Origin of the sequence: Chryseobacterium geocarposphaerae, from assembly GCF_002797535.1 — a bacterium.
In the GTDB taxonomy this organism is placed as follows: domain Bacteria; phylum Bacteroidota; class Bacteroidia; order Flavobacteriales; family Weeksellaceae; genus Chryseobacterium; species Chryseobacterium geocarposphaerae.
Genome location: NZ_PGFD01000002.1, coordinates 832,945 through 850,814 on the forward strand (window position 1 = coordinate 832,945; position 17,870 = coordinate 850,814).

At 35.7% G+C, this 17,870-nt stretch carries 13 protein-coding genes; 8 read left to right on the top strand and 5 right to left on the bottom strand.

Annotated features, from left to right (window positions below):
• Positions 1 to 3 precede the first annotated feature (3 nt).
• Together thiH and CLV73_RS15520 are read left to right on the top strand one after the other, a co-directional pair.
• Entirely contained in the window at positions 4 to 1,122 is a 1,119-nt protein-coding gene (gene thiH, locus CLV73_RS15515; RefSeq protein ID WP_100377765.1) for a 2-iminoacetate synthase ThiH, read from the top strand.
• Positions 1,123 to 1,282: 160 nt separating this feature from the next.
• Positions 1,283 to 1,993, top strand: coding sequence for a HesA/MoeB/ThiF family protein (locus CLV73_RS15520; protein ID WP_100377766.1), 711 nt, complete (start codon positions 1,283 to 1,285; stop codon positions 1,991 to 1,993).
• A gap of 61 nt (positions 1,994 to 2,054) precedes the next feature.
• Here the strand turns inward: CLV73_RS15520 and CLV73_RS15525 are convergent, their stop codons facing one another.
• Positions 2,055 to 4,250 carry a TonB-dependent receptor domain-containing protein gene (locus CLV73_RS15525; protein ID WP_100377767.1) on the bottom strand — a complete coding sequence of 732 codons (2,196 nt, stop codon included), beginning with the start codon at positions 4,248 to 4,250 and terminating at the stop codon, positions 2,055 to 2,057.
• Between the two features lie 112 nt (positions 4,251 to 4,362).
• Positions 4,363 to 5,202 (bottom strand): DUF5694 domain-containing protein, encoded by an 840-nt coding sequence (locus CLV73_RS15530; protein WP_100377768.1) that lies wholly within the window; start codon positions 5,200 to 5,202, stop codon positions 4,363 to 4,365.
• A 160-nt stretch (positions 5,203 to 5,362) separates the two neighbouring features.
• Between CLV73_RS15530 and CLV73_RS15535 the strand changes: the two genes are divergently transcribed.
• The gene (locus tag CLV73_RS15535) at positions 5,363 to 6,373 is read left to right on the top strand and encodes a sensor histidine kinase (protein ID WP_100377769.1); all 1,011 of its coding nucleotides are present in this window, start codon (positions 5,363 to 5,365) and stop codon (positions 6,371 to 6,373) included.
• On the top strand, positions 6,366 to 7,052 hold the full coding sequence (locus CLV73_RS15540) for a LytR/AlgR family response regulator transcription factor (RefSeq protein ID WP_100377770.1): 687 nt from the start codon (positions 6,366 to 6,368) through the stop codon (positions 7,050 to 7,052). The genes CLV73_RS15535 and CLV73_RS15540 overlap by 8 nt, the downstream gene beginning before the upstream one ends.
• Before the next feature lie 52 nt (positions 7,053 to 7,104).
• Here CLV73_RS15540 and CLV73_RS15545 read toward each other — a convergent pair whose 3' ends face one another.
• Together CLV73_RS15545 and CLV73_RS15550 are read right to left on the bottom strand one after the other, a co-directional pair.
• Positions 7,105 to 9,375, bottom strand: coding sequence for an aconitate hydratase (locus CLV73_RS15545; protein ID WP_100377771.1), 2,271 nt, complete (start codon positions 9,373 to 9,375; stop codon positions 7,105 to 7,107).
• A 295-nt stretch (positions 9,376 to 9,670) separates the two neighbouring features.
• On the bottom strand, positions 9,671 to 12,451 hold the full coding sequence (locus CLV73_RS15550) for a bifunctional aconitate hydratase 2/2-methylisocitrate dehydratase (RefSeq protein ID WP_100377772.1): 2,781 nt from the start codon (positions 12,449 to 12,451) through the stop codon (positions 9,671 to 9,673).
• 358 nt (positions 12,452 to 12,809) lie between these two features.
• Between CLV73_RS15550 and CLV73_RS15555 the strand changes: the two genes are divergently transcribed.
• From CLV73_RS15555 to CLV73_RS15570, 4 genes are all read left to right on the top strand, one after another.
• Positions 12,810 to 13,601 carry a WG repeat-containing protein gene (locus tag CLV73_RS15555; RefSeq protein WP_100377773.1) on the top strand — a complete coding sequence of 264 codons (792 nt, stop codon included), beginning with the start codon at positions 12,810 to 12,812 and terminating at the stop codon, positions 13,599 to 13,601.
• Between the two features lie 188 nt (positions 13,602 to 13,789).
• Positions 13,790 to 15,895, top strand: coding sequence for a TonB-dependent receptor (locus CLV73_RS15560; protein WP_100377774.1), 2,106 nt, complete (start codon positions 13,790 to 13,792; stop codon positions 15,893 to 15,895).
• A gap of 307 nt (positions 15,896 to 16,202) precedes the next feature.
• Positions 16,203 to 16,961, top strand: a complete 759-nt coding sequence (locus tag CLV73_RS15565) for an HU domain-containing protein (RefSeq protein WP_100377775.1) — start codon at positions 16,203 to 16,205, stop codon at positions 16,959 to 16,961.
• Positions 16,949 to 17,467, top strand: a complete 519-nt coding sequence (locus tag CLV73_RS15570) for an acyl-CoA thioesterase (RefSeq protein WP_100377776.1) — start codon at positions 16,949 to 16,951, stop codon at positions 17,465 to 17,467. Before CLV73_RS15565 ends, CLV73_RS15570 begins: the two co-directional genes overlap by 13 nt.
• Here CLV73_RS15570 and CLV73_RS15575 read toward each other — a convergent pair.
• On the bottom strand, positions 17,464 to 17,820 hold the full coding sequence (locus CLV73_RS15575) for an SdpI family protein (protein WP_100377777.1): 357 nt from the start codon (positions 17,818 to 17,820) through the stop codon (positions 17,464 to 17,466). The genes CLV73_RS15570 and CLV73_RS15575 overlap by 4 nt on opposite strands.
• Positions 17,821 to 17,870 lie beyond the last annotated feature (50 nt).

Consider the following 17,870-nt stretch of genomic DNA (forward strand, 5'->3'; position numbering starts at 1 on the left):
TTTATGAAAAGTTTTAAAGATTTTTTTGAAAGCTATCAATGGGATGAAATTAGAGCAAGATTTGAAAAAGTAACTTTAGCCGATGTTGAAAGAAGCCTTCAAAAAAGTAGTAAAACCATCGATGATTTTCTGAATCTTATTTCTCCTGTTGCTGTTCAGAAGCTGGAATTAATGGCAAAAATGACACAACAGCTTACTCAAAAACGTTTCGGAAAAACGATTCAGCTGTACGCTCCGTTGTATCTGAGTAATGAATGCCAGAATATATGTACCTATTGCGGTTTTAGCTTAGATAATTCCATTAAGAGAAAAACGCTGACTGATACAGAATTGATGATTGAAGCGACGGTTTTAAAATCGATGGGGGTGAATCATGTGCTGTTGGTCAGCGGAGAAGCAAACAAAACCGTCGGAATTGATTATTTTCTGAATGCTGTTCATTTGTTAAAGCCTCATTTTGCCAACATTTCCATTGAAGTTCAGCCTTTGTCGGAGCAAGAATATAAACAGTTACATGATGTGGGTGTGAATGCCGTTTTAGTTTATCAGGAAACCTACCATCAGGAAGTGTATAAAGAATATCATCCGAAAGGAAAAAAATCCAACTTCAATTTTCGTCTGGAGACACCTGACAGAATAGGAAAAGCAGGGATTCATAAAATAGGATTAGGAGTTTTGCTTGGTCTGGAAGACTGGAGGGTTGACAGTTTTTTCAATGCCCTCCATATTGATTATCTTCAGAAGCAATACTGGAAGAGCAGATATTCGGTTTCTTTTCCGAGGCTTCGGCCCGCGGAAGGAATTATTGAACCTAATTTTATCATGTCAGACAGAGATTTGTTGCAATTGATCTGCGCTTACAGAATCTGGAATGAAGAGTTGGAAATTTCTATTTCTACAAGAGAAAATGAAAAGTTCAGGGATCATATCATATCACTGGGAGCAACGGCAATGAGCGCGGCTTCAAAAACCAATCCAGGCGGTTATGCAGTTGATAAAGAATCTTTGGAGCAATTTGAGACCAGTGATGAAAGAAGTATGGAAGAAATTAAAACGATTATTAAAAAAGCCGGCTATGATCCAATTATGAAAGATTGGGATGCTGTTTATAGTGGAGTTTAAAACATTTTTAACCATTAAGATTTTATTTAAGGGTTAAGTCTAATTAAGAAAATATTGGAAAATATTTTTTAGTATTCAGCTTATTTTATTCACTTGTGAATACTTAATTCTTCTCAACTTCTAAAAAAATCTTAATGGTTCAAATAAATCAGAAAAGAAAATGAAAAACGAAGATGTTTTTGCACGATATAGTCGACAAATTTTTATAGAGGAAATAGGATTGGAAGGTCAGCGAAAAATTATGAATGCTAAAGTATTGGTGATTGGAGCAGGAGGTCTGGGAGGTTCTGTAATCCAATATTTAGCTGCAGCAGGAGTCGGTAAGTTAGGAGTAGCAGATTTTGATGAGGTTGAACTCCATAATTTGAACCGACAAACCATTCATAATGAAAACTCTATTGGGATTTCTAAAGTGAAAAGTGCTGAAGAATTTGTGAAAAAGCTAAATCATCAGGTTAAATTTATTGGAATAGAGCAAAAGATTAATGAGGCTAATGCAGAAGAAATTATTTCCGGGTTTGATATTATTATCGACGGGTCGGATAATTTTAAAACGAGATATTTAGTTAATGATGTTTGTGTGAAACTGAAAAAGCCTTTAGTGTACGGAAGTATTCTTGGTTTTTCAGGACAGGTTGCGATTTTCAATTGTAACGGAAGCAAAAATTTGCGGGATATTTTCCCAGAACCGCCTTTCGATGAAAATCTTCCTGATTGCGACAGCCTGGGAGTTCTGGGCGCATTACCAGGAATTGTAGGAAGTATGATGGCCAATCTGACCTTAAAAATAATAACGGATTTACCTTTACATTTAAATCAATTGACACTGATTGATACGTTGGAATGGAGATTCCATACAATTGATTTTTAAATTATATTGTTAAAGAAAGCGAGTCAGCAAAATATTGCTGACTCGTTTTCGATTGTATATATTACTGTCCCTGATTCAGTACTCCGCCATTGTCATCTTTTGGAGTTTCGGTGTTGAGAATATTTTGATCTACTTTAGCCAGTTTATTCCTCGTAGGAATTTTATAATTTACAGAAATTCCGAAAGTTCGGCTGTCCCATCGGTTATTCAGATAGATAGGAGTAGGAGTATTTACCGTTTTGAAATTCATTCTGCTGCTGTTGAAGATATCGTTGGCAAAAAGGCTTACTGTCAATCGGTCACTGTCAAATTTCTTGCTCAGATTCAGGTCAACACGATTCATGATCGGTTGGGTAGATTGGAAGAAATAATAATTCCCTTTGGTTGAATAAGACAAAGTTGGAGAAAACTTAATTCCCTTCGGAAGAATAAATTGTCCTGATACATTAAAGAACCACATCCCTTTCTTATCCGTAATTTCTTTAATATTCTGAAATTGGTATCCTGCATAGAAATAAAGAAAATTAATCTTGTCAGGATTGAAGTCGAATTTCATGATTTCGCTCAATGGTTTGCTGAATATCATCAACGGAACTGGCAAACCAATATTGAAACTGTGTTGCGTTAAAGAGCTGATATTAACATTAGTTTGGGAAATGTTATACCCGTCTTTCTCCACGTACATCATTACCTGGTCGCTTACCTTGCTTACGTTATAGCTAATAAAGGCATAATCAAAAGCGCTTAGTTTGGCTTCGAAATTATCGAAAATGGTAGGCTGAACATTCGGATTTCCTGAAATGTTTACATTAGGATTTTGGAAGGTCGTATTGTTAGGGTTTAACTGTCCTGTACTCGGCAAAGTAATCTTTCGGTTATAATTCAGATTGAAATAGAATGATTTGGCAATATCATATTGGATACTTGCATTGGGGAACAACTGGAATTTTTTAAATGCTCTTAAATCATCCCACTTTCCATTGTCTAAGTTTAAGGATTTTCCGGAAATGTCATAGTCTTCCGCTCTCAAACCTGCTATGAAGCTGAATTTTTTAAGTTTAGTATTCAATTCTGCGTACATAGAAGCAGTCTGCCTTTGGTAATCGAGATTTTCAATGCCCATAAAATCTGTCTCAAAATCCAATTTATCATACATACCTCCTACGCTGATTTTTCCTTCTTCCAAAAGCTTGATCGGCTGAGAATAATCCACTCTCATATTGTAGGCATTTTGAGTAGAAGCATTTTCTGCAGGAGATGGCTGCATCACAGGGTTCGTATTAGGAATATAAATTGTATTGATCGCATTTTGGTCAAAATTGTTTCGGAAATTAGCATAATTGAATTTGAAATCTAATTTTTGGCTTTTATCATTAAATCTTTTCTGATAAGTTGCTGTAAACTCGTTTCTATAGTTTTGGTTTTTACTTTTCCCATCATTAATATAATCAGCTGTTACAAAATTTTGAGATTTTTGAGGATATTCAAAATTCGCTGTTCCTTCAGAAGTATTATAAGAATCATTATTGGAAGTAAAGAAGTCGTAATTCAATAATAACCTGTCCATCCCTAGTTCAAAAGTAGTAGCCGCTTTTGCGAAATATGAGCGGGCATATTTATCATTAAATCCTTTCGATACGTCATCCATTTCATTACTGCTGAATGACTCATTATAAGTCTGTCCTGCACTGAATTGCCACCCGAACCACTTGTTTTTGGAGTTTAGAACAATACTGTTGTTAAACTTATTTCTGAATTTATCATAATCCGAAAAACGGTATCCTCCGGAATAGGTGGCTGTAAGATAGCTTTTGGCAGATTTAGAAGTAATAATATTTAAAATTGCACCTCCTGAAGTTGCCGGAAATTCTGCGCCTGGCTGTGTTACTACTTCCATTCTTTCAATAGAAGAAGCAGGCATTCCTTCTAAAAAGGCAGTTAAGTCGTTGGTGGAAATATTCAATGGTCTTCCGTCCATATATACCTGTAAAGGTTTTCCCTGGTACATCATTCCTGCGATGTCGGTCACTACCATACCCGGAAGTTTTTTAATACCTTCTAGGGATGAACCGGAATTTAGAGCAGGCTGTTCAGAAAAATCAAAAATCGTACGGTCAGCTTTTTGTTCAACGGCTTTTTTAGTTTTAGTAATGGTTACCCCTTCAATTTGCTTTTCTTTAACTGGGCTATTGGTTTTTTCCTGAGCATATGTGAATATAGTTCCCAAAAAAGATAAAGCAATAATCGTTTTTTTCATAATGTTTTTTTCTACTATAGGGTTAGACGCAGAAAAATATTTTTTGTTACAAATTACAGTAGCTATTTTAAGTAATTAAATATGTTGTCAGGTTTATAAGGTGTTGTAATTTTTACTTTAATGAATCAAATTCGATGTAATCAAATTCTGGTGATGAGGTAAATAACTGTCTTAAAACAGAAGCATGGCCGTTTCCAACCACTACTAAGATCCGATCTTCAGAATTATGAGGAATATTCTGAATATTTCTGAACATTCTAAGGTTTCTGTTGTACCAGTACAAAGCCAGCATATCCGCGCCATCGTGTTCTCTCAGTTTAAAGTCTCCATTCAGATAAGCACCATATTCATATTGATGATATTCTTTACTGTTCATGAATTTGAACATTTCAAGAAGAGATTTGAAGTTTTTAGGTTCTGTACTTTTAAAAAAGCTATTATACTGTTTTGAAATGACATCATCACTTAAGAAATCATAATCCGCACTTAGATTTTTAAAATATAATGAATCTGTCTTTCCGAATCTTTCCTGCAAATCGTCCAAAACAGATTCGGCATCTATGCTATACAATTCATTTAGGTTACATTCTTTCGCTGTACGCATCGCAATTTGGTATCTTTCATCTCTTTTATTTGTGTGTTTACCTTCTTTATATTCGTTTAATTTCTGATTGGCATTCCAGCTCGGAAATGCTTCAATCGCAATCTTTGTGGGCTTAAATTTTTTGATATAATTGACAAGCTCAGTCACTTCCTGTGAAGTCTTGGGAGATAAAACATCGACCTGATCGTTTTTTTCCGTTTTGTGAGCATCCAGATTAGGATAGTCAAAATGGAATGAACCCACCACTAGAACTTTCGTTTTAGGATTTGGGAAATATTCTGATGGTTTTTTCTGTGCAGAAATGAATGTTGATAAACAAACTAAAACCGTGTATAACAATGTTTTCATGAGATTGATTTTTTTGACAAATTTATAAGCCCTATGATTGATGTGAAATATTGTTTCGACCAACGCAGAATGAAGTAGGATAAAACAATTTTCATCGGATAAAATGAACCATTTGTCGAAAAATAAGGTTTGGACTTATTATAAAATCTATTTTTGTTGTATGAAAATAAGCAAGCTTTTTTATCTACATCTTTTCTTCTGGGTAATTTATGTAACGGGTGCTGTTCTCGTTCCTTATTTTGTTTTTCATTCAAAGAATACGATCTTTAACATTACCTTTTTTATTACGAGTATTACTTGTTTTTACGTCAATTATTTTATTGTAGTTCCGAAGTTCTTTGATGCAGATAAACTGTATAAATCCTTTTTCGCCTTTTTCCTTGGTGTAGCGGCATTTGTGATGGTAAGATATTTTGCAGAAGAGATGTTTTTACCTCAGTTTTTCGGTATCAGAAATTATGCAAAAGGAATAAGTTTCGGATTTTATTTTTTTGATAATATTTTTTACAGCAGTACAACAATTTTCATCAGTACAACTTTTTGGTTTTTTAAATATTCCATGAAAGCTGAACAGGAAAAATCCGAACTCATTGAAGCTAGAAAAACAGCGGAATTACAGGCTTTAAAAACACAAATCAATCCGCATTTTATTTTTAATTCTTTAAATAATATTTATTCTTTGGTTTACCAAAAGTCGGATAAGGCATTGCCTGCGCTCGAAGAATTGAGTCAGCTATTGAGGTATAGTACAAAAGATTTGGGTGAAGATGCTATCACTTTAGATAAAGAAATCGGATATATTGATAGTTTGACTGCTCTTGAAAAATTAAGAATCAAAGATCCTGAATTATTAGTATTTGAAAAAAATATCAGTCATCCTAAATTGAATATCTCACCAATGATCTTAGTTCCTTTTGTGGAGAATGCGTTCAAACACGGAGATTTCCGTGATAAAGGTTTTCTAATGAAAATTTCGGATAACAATCAAATCTTGCATTTTTATCTTTTAAATTATAAAAAAGAAAGAATGAAGGATTCCGTTTCGGGAATCGGAATTGAGAATGTAAAAAAGAGACTGGAAATCCTCTATCCTAAAAAATATGAATTGAATATAAAGGATTCGCAAACAGAATTTGTCGTAGATTTAAAAATTGATTTACGAAATGAATAAGATTAGATGTATTGTAGTAGATGATGAACCATTGGCAATTTCTCTTTTGGAAAATTATGTTCAGAAAGTTCCTTTTCTTGAACTGATTTTCTCTACCGAAAATCCTATCGAAGCATTAGAGTTTATTCAGAATAATGAATCTGATCTGGTTTTTCTTGATATTCAAATGCCTGAACTTACAGGGATCAATTTCATGAAAATTTTAGGAAATAAACTGAAATATATTTTAACAACGGCTTACTCCGAATATGCTCTCGAAGGATATGAGCACAACATTGTTGATTATCTTCTAAAACCGATTTCCTTTGAACGGTTTTATAAAAGTGCTTTAAAGGCACAGGAACGTTTTGTTATCAATGAAAATAAGGAAGATGCCCATTTCTTTGTAAAATCATCCGGACAGCAGCACAGAATCAATTTTGAAGATATTTTGTATGTGGAAAGCATCAAAGATTATGTTAATATCAGAACGTCGGAACAGGAATATATTGTTTTGGATACTTTAAAATCGATGGAGTTACAGCTTCCTGAAAATTCTTTTGTAAGGATTCATAAATCTTTTATTCTTAATTTAAATCAGATTAAAAATTTAGGGAGCAAAAAAGTGACACTGCTTTCTGAACAGGAAATTCCGATAGGAGAGAGCTACAGAATGAATCTTCTGGCTAAAATAAAGTGAAAAAGCAACTTCAGATGAAGTTGCTTTTTCTATGATTAATTAAATCTAACAATTAATTTTTCTCTTGTTGTTTAATCAGATTTAAAGCTGATCCCGCTTTAAACCAGTCAATTTGCTGATCATTATAAGTATGATTAGCCATAATGATATCCTTAGTTCCGTCTTTGTGAATGAATTCTAATGTCAATTGCCTTCCTGGAGCAAACTGATCAAGATCTAAGAAGTTTACGGTATCATCCTCCAGGATTTTATCATAATCAGTTTCATTGGCGAAAGTAATTCCCAACATTCCTTGTTTTTTAAGGTTCGTTTCGTGGATTCTCGCAAATGATTTTACCAGAACTGCTTTTACACCAAGATGTCTTGGTTCCATTGCAGCGTGCTCTCTTGAAGAGCCTTCCCCATAGTTTTGATCTCCAACAACGATCGTAGGAACTCCGGCAGCTTTGTAAGCTCTCTGTACAGCAGGAACTTCGCCATATTCACCGGTTAGCTCATTTTTAACTTTGTTGGTTTCCATATTGTAAGCATTGACAGCCCCGATCAACATATTGTTTGAAATGTTATCAAGGTGACCTCTGTATTTCAACCAAGGTCCAGCCATAGAAATGTGGTCAGTTGTACATTTTCCGAAAGCTTTGATTAAGACTTTTGCTCCGGTAATGTTTTTACCATCCCAAGCCGGGAATTCTTCCAGTAACTGTAGTCTGTCTGAAGTAGGACTTACATTTACCACAACGTTTGAACCGTCTTCAGATGGAGCCTGATATCCATTGTCATCTACAGCGAATCCTTTTTCCGGTAGTTCAAACCCTTTAGGCTCGTCTAATTTGATCTGTTCACCTGCTTCATTAGTTAATGTATCTGTAATCGGGTTGAAGTCTAATCTTCCTGAAATTGCAACAGCAGCTACCATTTCCGGTGAAGCTACGAATGCATGAGTATTTGGATTACCGTCTGCTCTTTTCGCAAAGTTTCTGTTGAAAGAGTGGATAATGGAGTTTTTCTCTCCTTTTTCAGCACCTTCTCTATCCCATTGTCCGATACAAGGTCCGCAAGCATTGGTAAAGATTCTTGCATTTTCAAATTTTCTGAAAGAATTTAAGAATCCGTCTCTTTCTGCTGTGAATTTTACCTGCTCAGAACCAGGGTTAATCCCTAGAATAGCTTTTGGCTTCACCCCTTTAGCTACGGCATCTTCAACGATAGAAGCTGCTCTTGATAAATCTTCATAAGAAGAGTTAGTACAAGAACCGATTAATGCCCATTCTACTTCCAGAGGCCATCCGTTTGCTTCCGCTTTAGCTCTGAATTCAGAAACAGGCGTTGCCAAATCCGGAGTGAAAGGCCCGTTTAAGTGAGGCGCCAATTCAGAAAGGTTGATTTCGATTAATTGATCAAAATATTGTTCAGGATTTGCGTATACTTCAGGATCACCCGTTAAGTGTTCAGCAATTTTATCAGCAGCATCTACTACATCCTGTCTTCCTGTAGCTGCCAAATATCTTCTCATAGAGTCATCATATCCAAAAGTAGAAGTTGTAGCCCCGATTTCAGCACCCATGTTGCAGATGGTACCTTTACCTGTTGCTGAAAGAGATTTTGCTCCTTCTCCGAAATATTCTACGATGCATCCTGTTCCTCCTTTTACGGTAAGAATTCCTGCTACTTTTAGGATAACGTCTTTTGCAGAAGTCCATCCGTTCATTTTACCGGTTAATTTTACCCCGATCAATTTTGGCATTTTAAGCTCCCAAGCCATTCCTGCCATCACATCTACTGCATCAGCTCCACCTACACCAATTGCTACCATTCCAAGTCCACCTGCATTTACCGTATGAGAGTCTGTACCGATCATCATCCCTCCCGGAAAAGCATAATTCTCTAGTACTACCTGGTGAATAATCCCGGCTCCCGGTTTCCAGAAACCGATTCCGTATTTATCACATACAGAACTCAAAAAGTTGAAAACCTCCGAGTTTTTATTGATTCCTTCCTGCAGATCTTTATCAGCTCCTACCTTCGCCTGAATCAGGTGGTCGGCATGAGCAGTTGAAGGAACAGCAACCTTAGCTTTTCCGGCCTGCATGAATTGTAAAAGAGCCATTTGCGCAGTGGCATCCTGCATGGCAACTCTGTCCGGTGCAAAGTCTACATAAGAGTTTCCTCTTTCATATTCTTGTGTTGCATTTCCCTCCCAAAGGTGAGTGTAAAGGATTTTTTCTGAAAGAGTAAGGGGTTTTCCCACGATCTGTCTTGCAGCAGCAATTCTCTCAGGATAACGCTCGTACACTTTTTTGATCATATCAATATCAAAAGTCATATCTAATTTTTTTATTCTTTTTTATAGGTTTTCCGTGGTTTAGGCGGAATTTTTACTTAATGCTATATATCAAAATCTATTCCTACGCTTTATATAAAGGATAAATAGGATAAATGATTAAAATATTTTATGACTATGAATTTAAGGAAAAAATGATTTTTTAACATTGATGTAGGATAAAATAATTGTTATTTATCTTAAATAGAACGGTTCTAAACAAAAATGGGAGACTTCAAAAAGAAATCTCCCATTTAATTATTATAAAAAATAGTCTTTCGACTATTATGTGCTCATATTAATGACCAACTGCTACCAATTCTTTGATAGGAGGAACAAAAGTTGTCAAATCGATTCCTTCAACAGCTGTTTTGTACTCGTCGATGCTTGGAATTCTTCCCATTACAGCTGATAAAACAACTACCGGAGTCGAAGCCAATAAAGATTCTCCTTTTTTACGTTCAGAGTCTTCAACCACTCTTCCCTGGAATAGGCGGGTAGAAGTCGCTAAAACGGTATCTCCTTTTTCAGCTTTTTCCTGGTTACCCATACAAAGGTTACATCCCGGGCGCTCAAGGTACATCATGTTTTCATACTGAGTACGGGCTTCTACTTTTGGAGCAGCATCGTTGAACTCAAAACCTGAATATTTTTCCAGTAATTCCCAGTCGCCTTCAGCCTTTAATTCATCAATAATGTTATAAGTAGGAGCAGCTACCACCAATGGAGCCTGGAATTCTACTTTACCATTTTGTTTTTCAAGATTTCTCAACATCTGAGAAACGATTTTTAAATCCCCTTTGTGAACCATGCAAGAGCCTACGAAACCAAGGTCAACTTTTTTCTCACCCCCGTAGTAGGTAAGATCTCTGATAGTGTCGTGCGTATATCTTTTAGAAACATCTTCGTTGTTTACATCCGGGTCAGCGATCATCGGTTCTACGATGGCATCAAGATCAACAACTACTTCTGCATAATATTTAGCATTGGCATCAGGAGTTAAAGCTGGTTTTTCACCACTTCTGATTTCAGCAATTCTTTTATCTGCTTTTTCAATTAATCCTTTAAGAACCTGATTGTGATTATCCATACCTTTGTCAATCATGATCTGGATTCTGCTTTTCGCAATCTCTAAAGATTCAATCAAGGTATTATCCTGAGAGATACAGATAGAAGCTTTAGCTTTCATTTCTGCAGTCCAGTCTGTGAATGTAAACGCCTGGTCAGCCGGAAGTGTTCCGATATGAACTTCGATAATTCTTCCCTGGAACACATTTTCTCCGTCAAATTGCTTCAGCATCTGAGCCTGAGTTGCATGAACCACATCACGGAAATCCATATGTTCCTTCATTTCTCCTTTGAAAGTCACTTTCACAGATTCAGGAATCGGCATTGAAGCTTCACCTGTTGCCAAAGCTAGAGCTACCGTTCCGGAGTCAGCTCCGAAAGCAACACCCTTAGACATTCTCGTGTGAGAGTCACCTCCGATAATGATTGCCCATTCGTCAACCGTAATATCGTTAAGAACTTTGTGAATAACGTCTGTCATGGCGTGGTATTCACCTTTCGGGTCACGAGCTGTGATTACCCCGAAATCGTTCATGAATTTCATTAATTTAGGAATATTCGTCTGTGCTTTTTTATCCCAAACTGAAGCGGTGTGGCATCCTGACTGATAAGCTCCGTCTACGATTGGAGAAATCACCGTTGCAGCCATAGATTCCAATTCCTGAGCGGTCATTAAACCCGTTGTGTCCTGGGATCCAACAATATTTACTTCAACGCGAACGTCAGAACCTGCGTGTAAAACTTTTCCTGGTGTAACTCCTACTGCATTTCTGTTGAAGATTTTTTCAACGGCAGTAAGACCTTGTCCTTCAATAGAGATTTCTTTAGAAGGAGCAAAAACCGTTGGAGGGATAATTCCTAAAGTTTTTGCAGCAAACGTTTGGATTTTTTTACCAAAAACGATGGCATAAGAACCTCCTGCTTTGATAAATTCTAATTTTTGAGGAGTAAATGATTTTGAAATATCTTTCAGCTCTTTATCTCCGTTGTATAATTTTTTAGTTTTTGTATTAATGGTAAGAACGGTTCCTGTCGCTACAGAATAAGCTTCTTCCAAAACAGGTTCTCCTTTTTCATTTCTCACTAATTCTCCGTTCTCGTCATATTTTTTAACCCAGTTCTGAAGGTCGATTCCTATACCTCCGGTTACATCAACTGTTGTTAAGAAAATAGGAGAGATTCCGTTTGTTCCTCCAACGATCGGAGCTATGTTTACGAATGGTACGTAAGGACTTGCCTGTTTCCCCGTCCAAAGAGCAACATTGTTTACTCCGGACATACGGGAAGAACCAACACCCATTGTTCCTTTTTCTGCGATCAGCATTACACTTGCATCAGGATGCTGGGCCTGTAAAGCTTTGATTTCTTCCTGAGCTTGAGGAGTAATCATACATTTTCCGTGCAGTTCACGGTCGGATCTTGAGTGTGCCTGATTACCAGGAGAAAGCAGGTCGGTAGAAATATCACCTTCACCAGCGATGAAAGTTACCACTTTGATTTCTTCAGCAACTTCAGGAAGTTTAGTGAAGAATTCCGCTTTTGCATAGCTTTCAAGGATTTCTTTTGCAATTTCATTACCGCTTTCATAAGCTTCCTTCAATCGGTTGGTATCCGCATCATAAAGGAAAACCTGAGTTTTAAGAACTTTTGCAGCTTCCTGAGCGATAGCAGTATCATTGCCTAAAGCTAAATCCAACAATACTTCGATGGATTTCCCTCCTTTCATGTGGGATAATAATTCGAAAGCAAAAGCGGGAGAAATTTCTTCTACTACAGATTCGCCAAGAATGATTTCTTTTAAAAACTGAGCTTTTACACCTGCAGCACTTGTTGTTCCTGGTAAAGTGTTGTAAATGAAAAAATTAAGAGAGTCAGCCCTGTATTCATTAGCTGTATCTTTAATTTGTGCGATGATTTCGCTTAATAATTCTGCACTGTCAATTGGCTTTGGATGTAGCCCCTGGTTTTTTCTTTCTGCAATTTCTTGGATGTAATCCTGATACATATTCATAATAATAGAAGTCTTTTCAATCTTTAGGTAGATTATAACAGAGTTTCATATCTTAGTTCTGAGCGACTTTAGAAGATCACTGAATATAATCTGTGTTATTTTTTAAGAGTTTGGGTATAATATTTGATGAAAAACATACTCTAAGAATATTGTTTTTGTAAACTTATGTCAGAAATTATTTCTTTATAATGTTTTTATATTATCAAACGCTAAAAAATGTTCCCAAAATTACGAATTTTTAAAATTTTATGAGAATTAATTTATTTAGATTCTTTATAAATATGATTTTTAAATAATCTATTATATTTTGATCTTCAAAGTATTTGAGTATTACAATCTTTTTCAAAATGTTAAAAATATGCGTATTTTAGTATCACAAAAACATACCATGAAAAATATTTATCGACTCTTTGCAGTATTTCTGTTTAGTGTACTTCTTTCGCAGTCCAGCCGGGTAGCTTCAAAAAGTGAAACACAATTTCCCGGAACCACACAGTTTGCCAGAGTAAATCCTAATCGCCCTGATTTGATATCGCTATACGGAGATGTTCCCTTGCTTATCCCCAAAAGGGAAAATGGTAAGGTAGGTTATGTCAATCAAAAAGGGCAAATGATCATTCCTGCGGAATTTTATATTGCCATGTTTTTTGCGGAAGATTGTAATCTGCTTAATTCTCCGAATGAAAGTGTAAGGAAATATGGAAGCAATGAATATGCAACGGTAGAGAAAGATCAGATTTCTTACAGGATTGATGTTTATGGGAAAAAAGTTTATCGTTATAAAGATTCGGATTTAGGAAAATGTAAAAATACCTATATAAAACAAAAATACGGCGTTTATAAGGATAAATATCTTTTCGGGCTTGGAGATAATCATCTTTATAAAAATTCTAAAGTCACCTTTAAATTCCAGATTCCCCCTCAATATGAGATGTTGTACGTTTTGGAAGGCAATGATTTAGAAAATCCTATGATCGTGGCTGTGGCCAACAATAAATTCGGTGTGATCAATAAAGATAATAAAACCATTATTCCTTTTGAATATGAAGATATTAAATTGAATTATAGCTGGAAACTTGGAGGAATGTTTGAGGTTTCAAAAGATGGTAAAAACTATTATTATGTAGACGTCAGAAACAAAAAATATTAAAATTGTCTAGCTGTAAGCAGAAAAAATCCTAATTTTGCAGTCGAAATAAAGGGGTGCTGTAACAGGCTGAGATTATACCCAACGAACCTAGAACGGGTAATGCTGTTTAGGGAATTCGGCTTCAGAGCTGAAACTGTATAATATCTTATCAATCCCCTTTTATTCATTAAATTTTAAAAATTTATAGAATGAAAGGATTATTTTTTTTAGGGCTTAGTGTAGGCTCTTTCGCTTTTTTGCAGGCGCAAAATACCGATTCCTTGAAAATAAAGGAAATTGAAGCTGTTAATTTTACCAAAAGACTTCCGGTTGCGAAGGAAATTATTAATGTTCAGAAAGATTTGGACAGTAAAAATCTTGGACAGGATTTACCTATTTTACTTAAAAATCAAACCTCTATCATTTCTACCTCAGATGCAGGAAATGGAGTGGGTTACACAGGTTTTAGAATTCGTGGAGTTTCGGGAACGGCAATCAACGTGATGATGAATGGTGTTCCGTATAATGATTCTGAAAGTCAGGGGACTTTTTTTGTGAATGTTCCGGATCTGACGAGTTCCGCATCTCAGATTTTAATTCAGAGAGGGGTAGGAACATCGAATAATGGATCTGCGGCGTTTGGCGCAAGTATTAATGTGATTTCAAGAGATCCCGAAGAAAAGTTTTACTTTAAAACAGACGATAGTTACGGTTCATTCAATACCTATAAGTATTCTGCAGAAATCGGCTCCGGGAAATTCTGGGGAAACCGTCTTTCGGTAATGGGACGTTATACGCATATCAATTCTGATGGCTATATTGACAGGGCTTTTTCGAAGCTGGATTCTTACAATTTGACGGCATTATATGAAGAAGGAAAAACAAGAATCCGTTTAATGGCTTTCGGAGGGAAAGAAAAAACGTATCAGGCCTGGAACGGAATTGACAGAGAAACCTGGGAGACGAATCCGAAATTTAATCCATCGGGAGCCATTTATGATTCTGGATGGGAAAACATTATTGGGTTTTATGATAATGAAACCGATAATTACAGGCAAAACCACTACCAATTGCTTTGGGAACAAAAGTTTAATGATAAGTGGAATTTAGAAACAACTTTGCATTATACGAAAGGAAAGGGGTATTATGAAAATTACAAACAGGGCGATCCTTTTGCAAGATATAATTTGCCAGATGTAAATGGTGAAGAATACTCTGATTTCATCAGAAAAAAATGGCTGAATAATGATTTTTACGGTATCGTTTCCACACTATACGGAAAACTGGGAAGTATTGATGTAAACTTCGGAGCAGTGGCAAATCAGTATTATGGAAGGCATTATGGAAATGTGACCGGGGTTTTTCTTCCTCAGATTGATGAGCACGAATATTACAGAGGTCGTTCTGTGAAAAATGAAGTTTCAGGTTTTGCAAAAGCTTTGGTAAGAGTTAACGATTTTGAATTCTTCGGAGACCTTCAGCTTAGAAATGTAGATTATGATACTAAAATAATCACGGCGGGAGATGATGAAGGAGCTAATCTGGATAAAAACTGGCTATTTTTTAATCCAAAAGTGGGGGCTAATTATAAAATAGAAAATGGGAAGATTTTTGTTTCCTATGCCCATGCACACCGCGAACCGAATAGGGATGATTTGTTAGCTAACAATGATGTGAAGGCGGAGAAGCTTCATGATTTCGAGGCTGGTTTTGAAAGACAGTTCGGAATTGTATCGTTTACAGCCAACCTGTATTATATGTATTATGTGAATCAACTGGTATTGAATGGGGAGCTGAATAATGTAGGGGCTTTTATCAGAACCAATTCAGGGAGAAGCTACAGAAGCGGAATTGAATTGGGCGCATTGGCGAAGCTTTCAAAACAATGGGAGCTGACAGGAAATGTGAGTTTCAGTAACAACAGAAATTTAGATTTCAAAACAGAAAACGAAACGGAGGTGAAAAATCTTGGAAATACACAGATTTCCTTTTCTCCGGACATTATTGCCAATTTAGGTTTGAAATTCAGTCCTACAAAAAATTTCCAGTTTGCGTTGATGAACCAATATGTAGGAAAACAATATCTTGATAATTCTGAAGATAAGAACTTGCAACTGAAAGATTATCTTTTAACGGATTTTAATGCCCAATATCAATTTACGATCGCTCATCATGAAGTTGCCTTAAAGCTTTTGGTAAACAATATTTTCAATAAGAAATACGTAAATAACGGCGCAGTTTGGGACGGAAATCCTTATTATTTTTCACAGGCGGGAACCAATTTCATGTTGGGGGTAAGCTGGAAAACACATTAATCAATCAGCTATATTTAAAATATTATATAGTAAAAAGTAAAAGTTAGATTTTGAGACTGCTTCGGCAGTCTTTTTTTGTTTTTAATCAATTTTATGGCTAAAAATTATGAAAAACATAAAACTGAAAATTCAAAAGGATGCTGTTTTTGATGCGTTTAAAATGTTTTTTATCTATTAAAATCTAAATATAATAAGCATAATGGTGAGAATTGATTAATAAATTCAGAAAAATAAGCTTTTTGAGAATCTTTTTTTATAATGAAAAATGCTTCAAGAAGTCAGGGAAAAGTTATAAATTTGCCACCAAATGAATATTTCAGCATACATTTTAGAATATTTGAAACAGTTTGGAAGCGTCGTGGTTCCGGGCTTTGGTGTGTTTTCTTTAGAAAATTCAAAAGCAATTATCAATTCAGATAATGGAAGTATCCTGCCTCCTGCAAGTCAGATTGCTTTTTCTCCGGATTACGAAATCCAGTCTGATGAATTAGCTGCTTTTATTGCTGCTCAAAAACAAATGTCACTAGGAGCTTCTAAGAGTGATTTGAAGATTCAGACCGATTTTTGGAAGAAAAAACTTCAGGCAGATCAGGTGTTGGAAATCCAGAATTTAGGAAAGCTTTTTATACACGATGATCAGATTAGTTTCAGTGGAAACCGTCTTGAAAATGATCGCCCTGATTTTTACGGATTGGAAGAAATCAGAATTTCTGATATTAAAAATTCTGAAAAGAAAGAGAAATCTGTAGAGTCTAAAAAAGATTATACATTCAATAAATCTATTCTTTGGACATTCCTTGTGGTAGTTCCTGTATTAGGGATTGCTTATCTGGGGTATTCTCAACAAGAGCTTATTTTCGGGAAAAAGTCTTTTGACAGTGTTTCTGTGCAGACTAAAACAAAGAGAATAGAAAAAATAGTTCCTGTAAAAGTAGATTCTGCAACCATGAAAGTTTCAGATACTTTGAAAAAAGATTCTTTAAGAAAAGATTCTATTATAAAACCAGCTGTTGCGAAACCGGTTAGATCCACAGCTCCAAAATTTAAATCGAAATGGCAAAAATAAAAAAAGCGTCAGAATCTTTGACGGTGATGACGAATATTGTACTTCCCAATGATACCAATCAGCTGAGAAATCTTTTTGGTGGAGAATTGCTGGCAAGAATGGACCGATGTGCATCAATTTCCGCAACCCGACATTGTGAAAGAAGAGTGGTGACGGCATCTGTAAATCACGTATCGTTTGATTATCCTATTCCTGAAGGAGGGATTGTTGTGATGGAATCTAAAGTTTCAAGAGCTTTTTCCACATCAATGGAAATTTATGTGGATGTTTGGCTGGATGATCCGATCAATCAGAAAAAAATACATACCAACTCTGGGATCTATACCTTCGTGGCAGTAGATGAATTTAACAGACCGATTCCGATTCCGGAAATGGAGCCTGAAACAGAACTTGAAAAAGACCGTTTTGCAGCAGCATTAAGAAGAAAAGAATTATCACTGATTCTTTCCGGAAGAATGAAACCTTCGGAATCTATAGAATTAAAGAAACTTTTTCAGGAAGCTTAAATAATCTCTTTTAAAGAGAGGCCACAAAAAATTAATGTAATTATTACAGATAGCACCGACAAAAATATTTGTCGGTTTTTTATTGCTTTTTCTCTGGAGGTTTCCAGAAAATCGCTTTCCTTTCCAAATGCCTTTTGCGGATATGCGATAATTAATCCTATAAAAAATAATAGAATTGCATTAATACCGACTTCCAGCCACAAAAACATTTTACTTCCGAAACCATCTGCTCCTCCGGAAGAATAGTGAACGGGAATAATTTCCTTAATAGAGGGAAACTTAACAGCTAAAAAAACACTGTAGCCTGCCAATAACAATATGGAAAGTCCGAAAATAAACTTATGTAACTTCATAAGATGAAAAAATTGAAAAATTCTATCTCACAAAAGAGGTTTCTCGATCT

Bases quoted from the DNA above. Each gene is read 5' to 3' on its own strand.
- CLV73_RS15560 (WP_100377774.1), top strand. From the start codon at position 13,790: ATGAAAGGATTATTTTTTTTAGGGCTTAGTGTAGGCTCTTTCGCTTTT.
- CLV73_RS15520 (WP_100377766.1), top strand. From the start codon at position 1,283: ATGAAAAACGAAGATGTTTTTGCACGATATAGTCGACAAATTTTTATA.
- CLV73_RS15545 (WP_100377771.1), bottom strand. From the start codon at position 9,375: ATGACTTTTGATATTGATATGATCAAAAAAGTGTACGAGCGTTATCCT.
- CLV73_RS15550 (WP_100377772.1), bottom strand. From the start codon at position 12,451: ATGAATATGTATCAGGATTACATCCAAGAAATTGCAGAAAGAAAAAAC.
- CLV73_RS15525 (WP_100377767.1), bottom strand. From the start codon at position 4,250: ATGAAAAAAACGATTATTGCTTTATCTTTTTTGGGAACTATATTCACA.
- CLV73_RS15530 (WP_100377768.1), bottom strand. From the start codon at position 5,202: ATGAAAACATTGTTATACACGGTTTTAGTTTGTTTATCAACATTCATT.
- CLV73_RS15555 (WP_100377773.1), top strand. From the start codon at position 12,810: ATGCGTATTTTAGTATCACAAAAACATACCATGAAAAATATTTATCGA.
- CLV73_RS15570 (WP_100377776.1), top strand. From the start codon at position 16,949: ATGGCAAAAATAAAAAAAGCGTCAGAATCTTTGACGGTGATGACGAAT.
- CLV73_RS15540 (WP_100377770.1), top strand. From the start codon at position 6,366: ATGAATAAGATTAGATGTATTGTAGTAGATGATGAACCATTGGCAATT.
- CLV73_RS15575 (WP_100377777.1), bottom strand. From the start codon at position 17,820: ATGAAGTTACATAAGTTTATTTTCGGACTTTCCATATTGTTATTGGCA.
- CLV73_RS15565 (WP_100377775.1), top strand. From the start codon at position 16,203: ATGAATATTTCAGCATACATTTTAGAATATTTGAAACAGTTTGGAAGC.
- thiH (WP_100377765.1), top strand. From the start codon at position 4: ATGAAAAGTTTTAAAGATTTTTTTGAAAGCTATCAATGGGATGAAATT.
- CLV73_RS15535 (WP_100377769.1), top strand. From the start codon at position 5,363: ATGAAAATAAGCAAGCTTTTTTATCTACATCTTTTCTTCTGGGTAATT.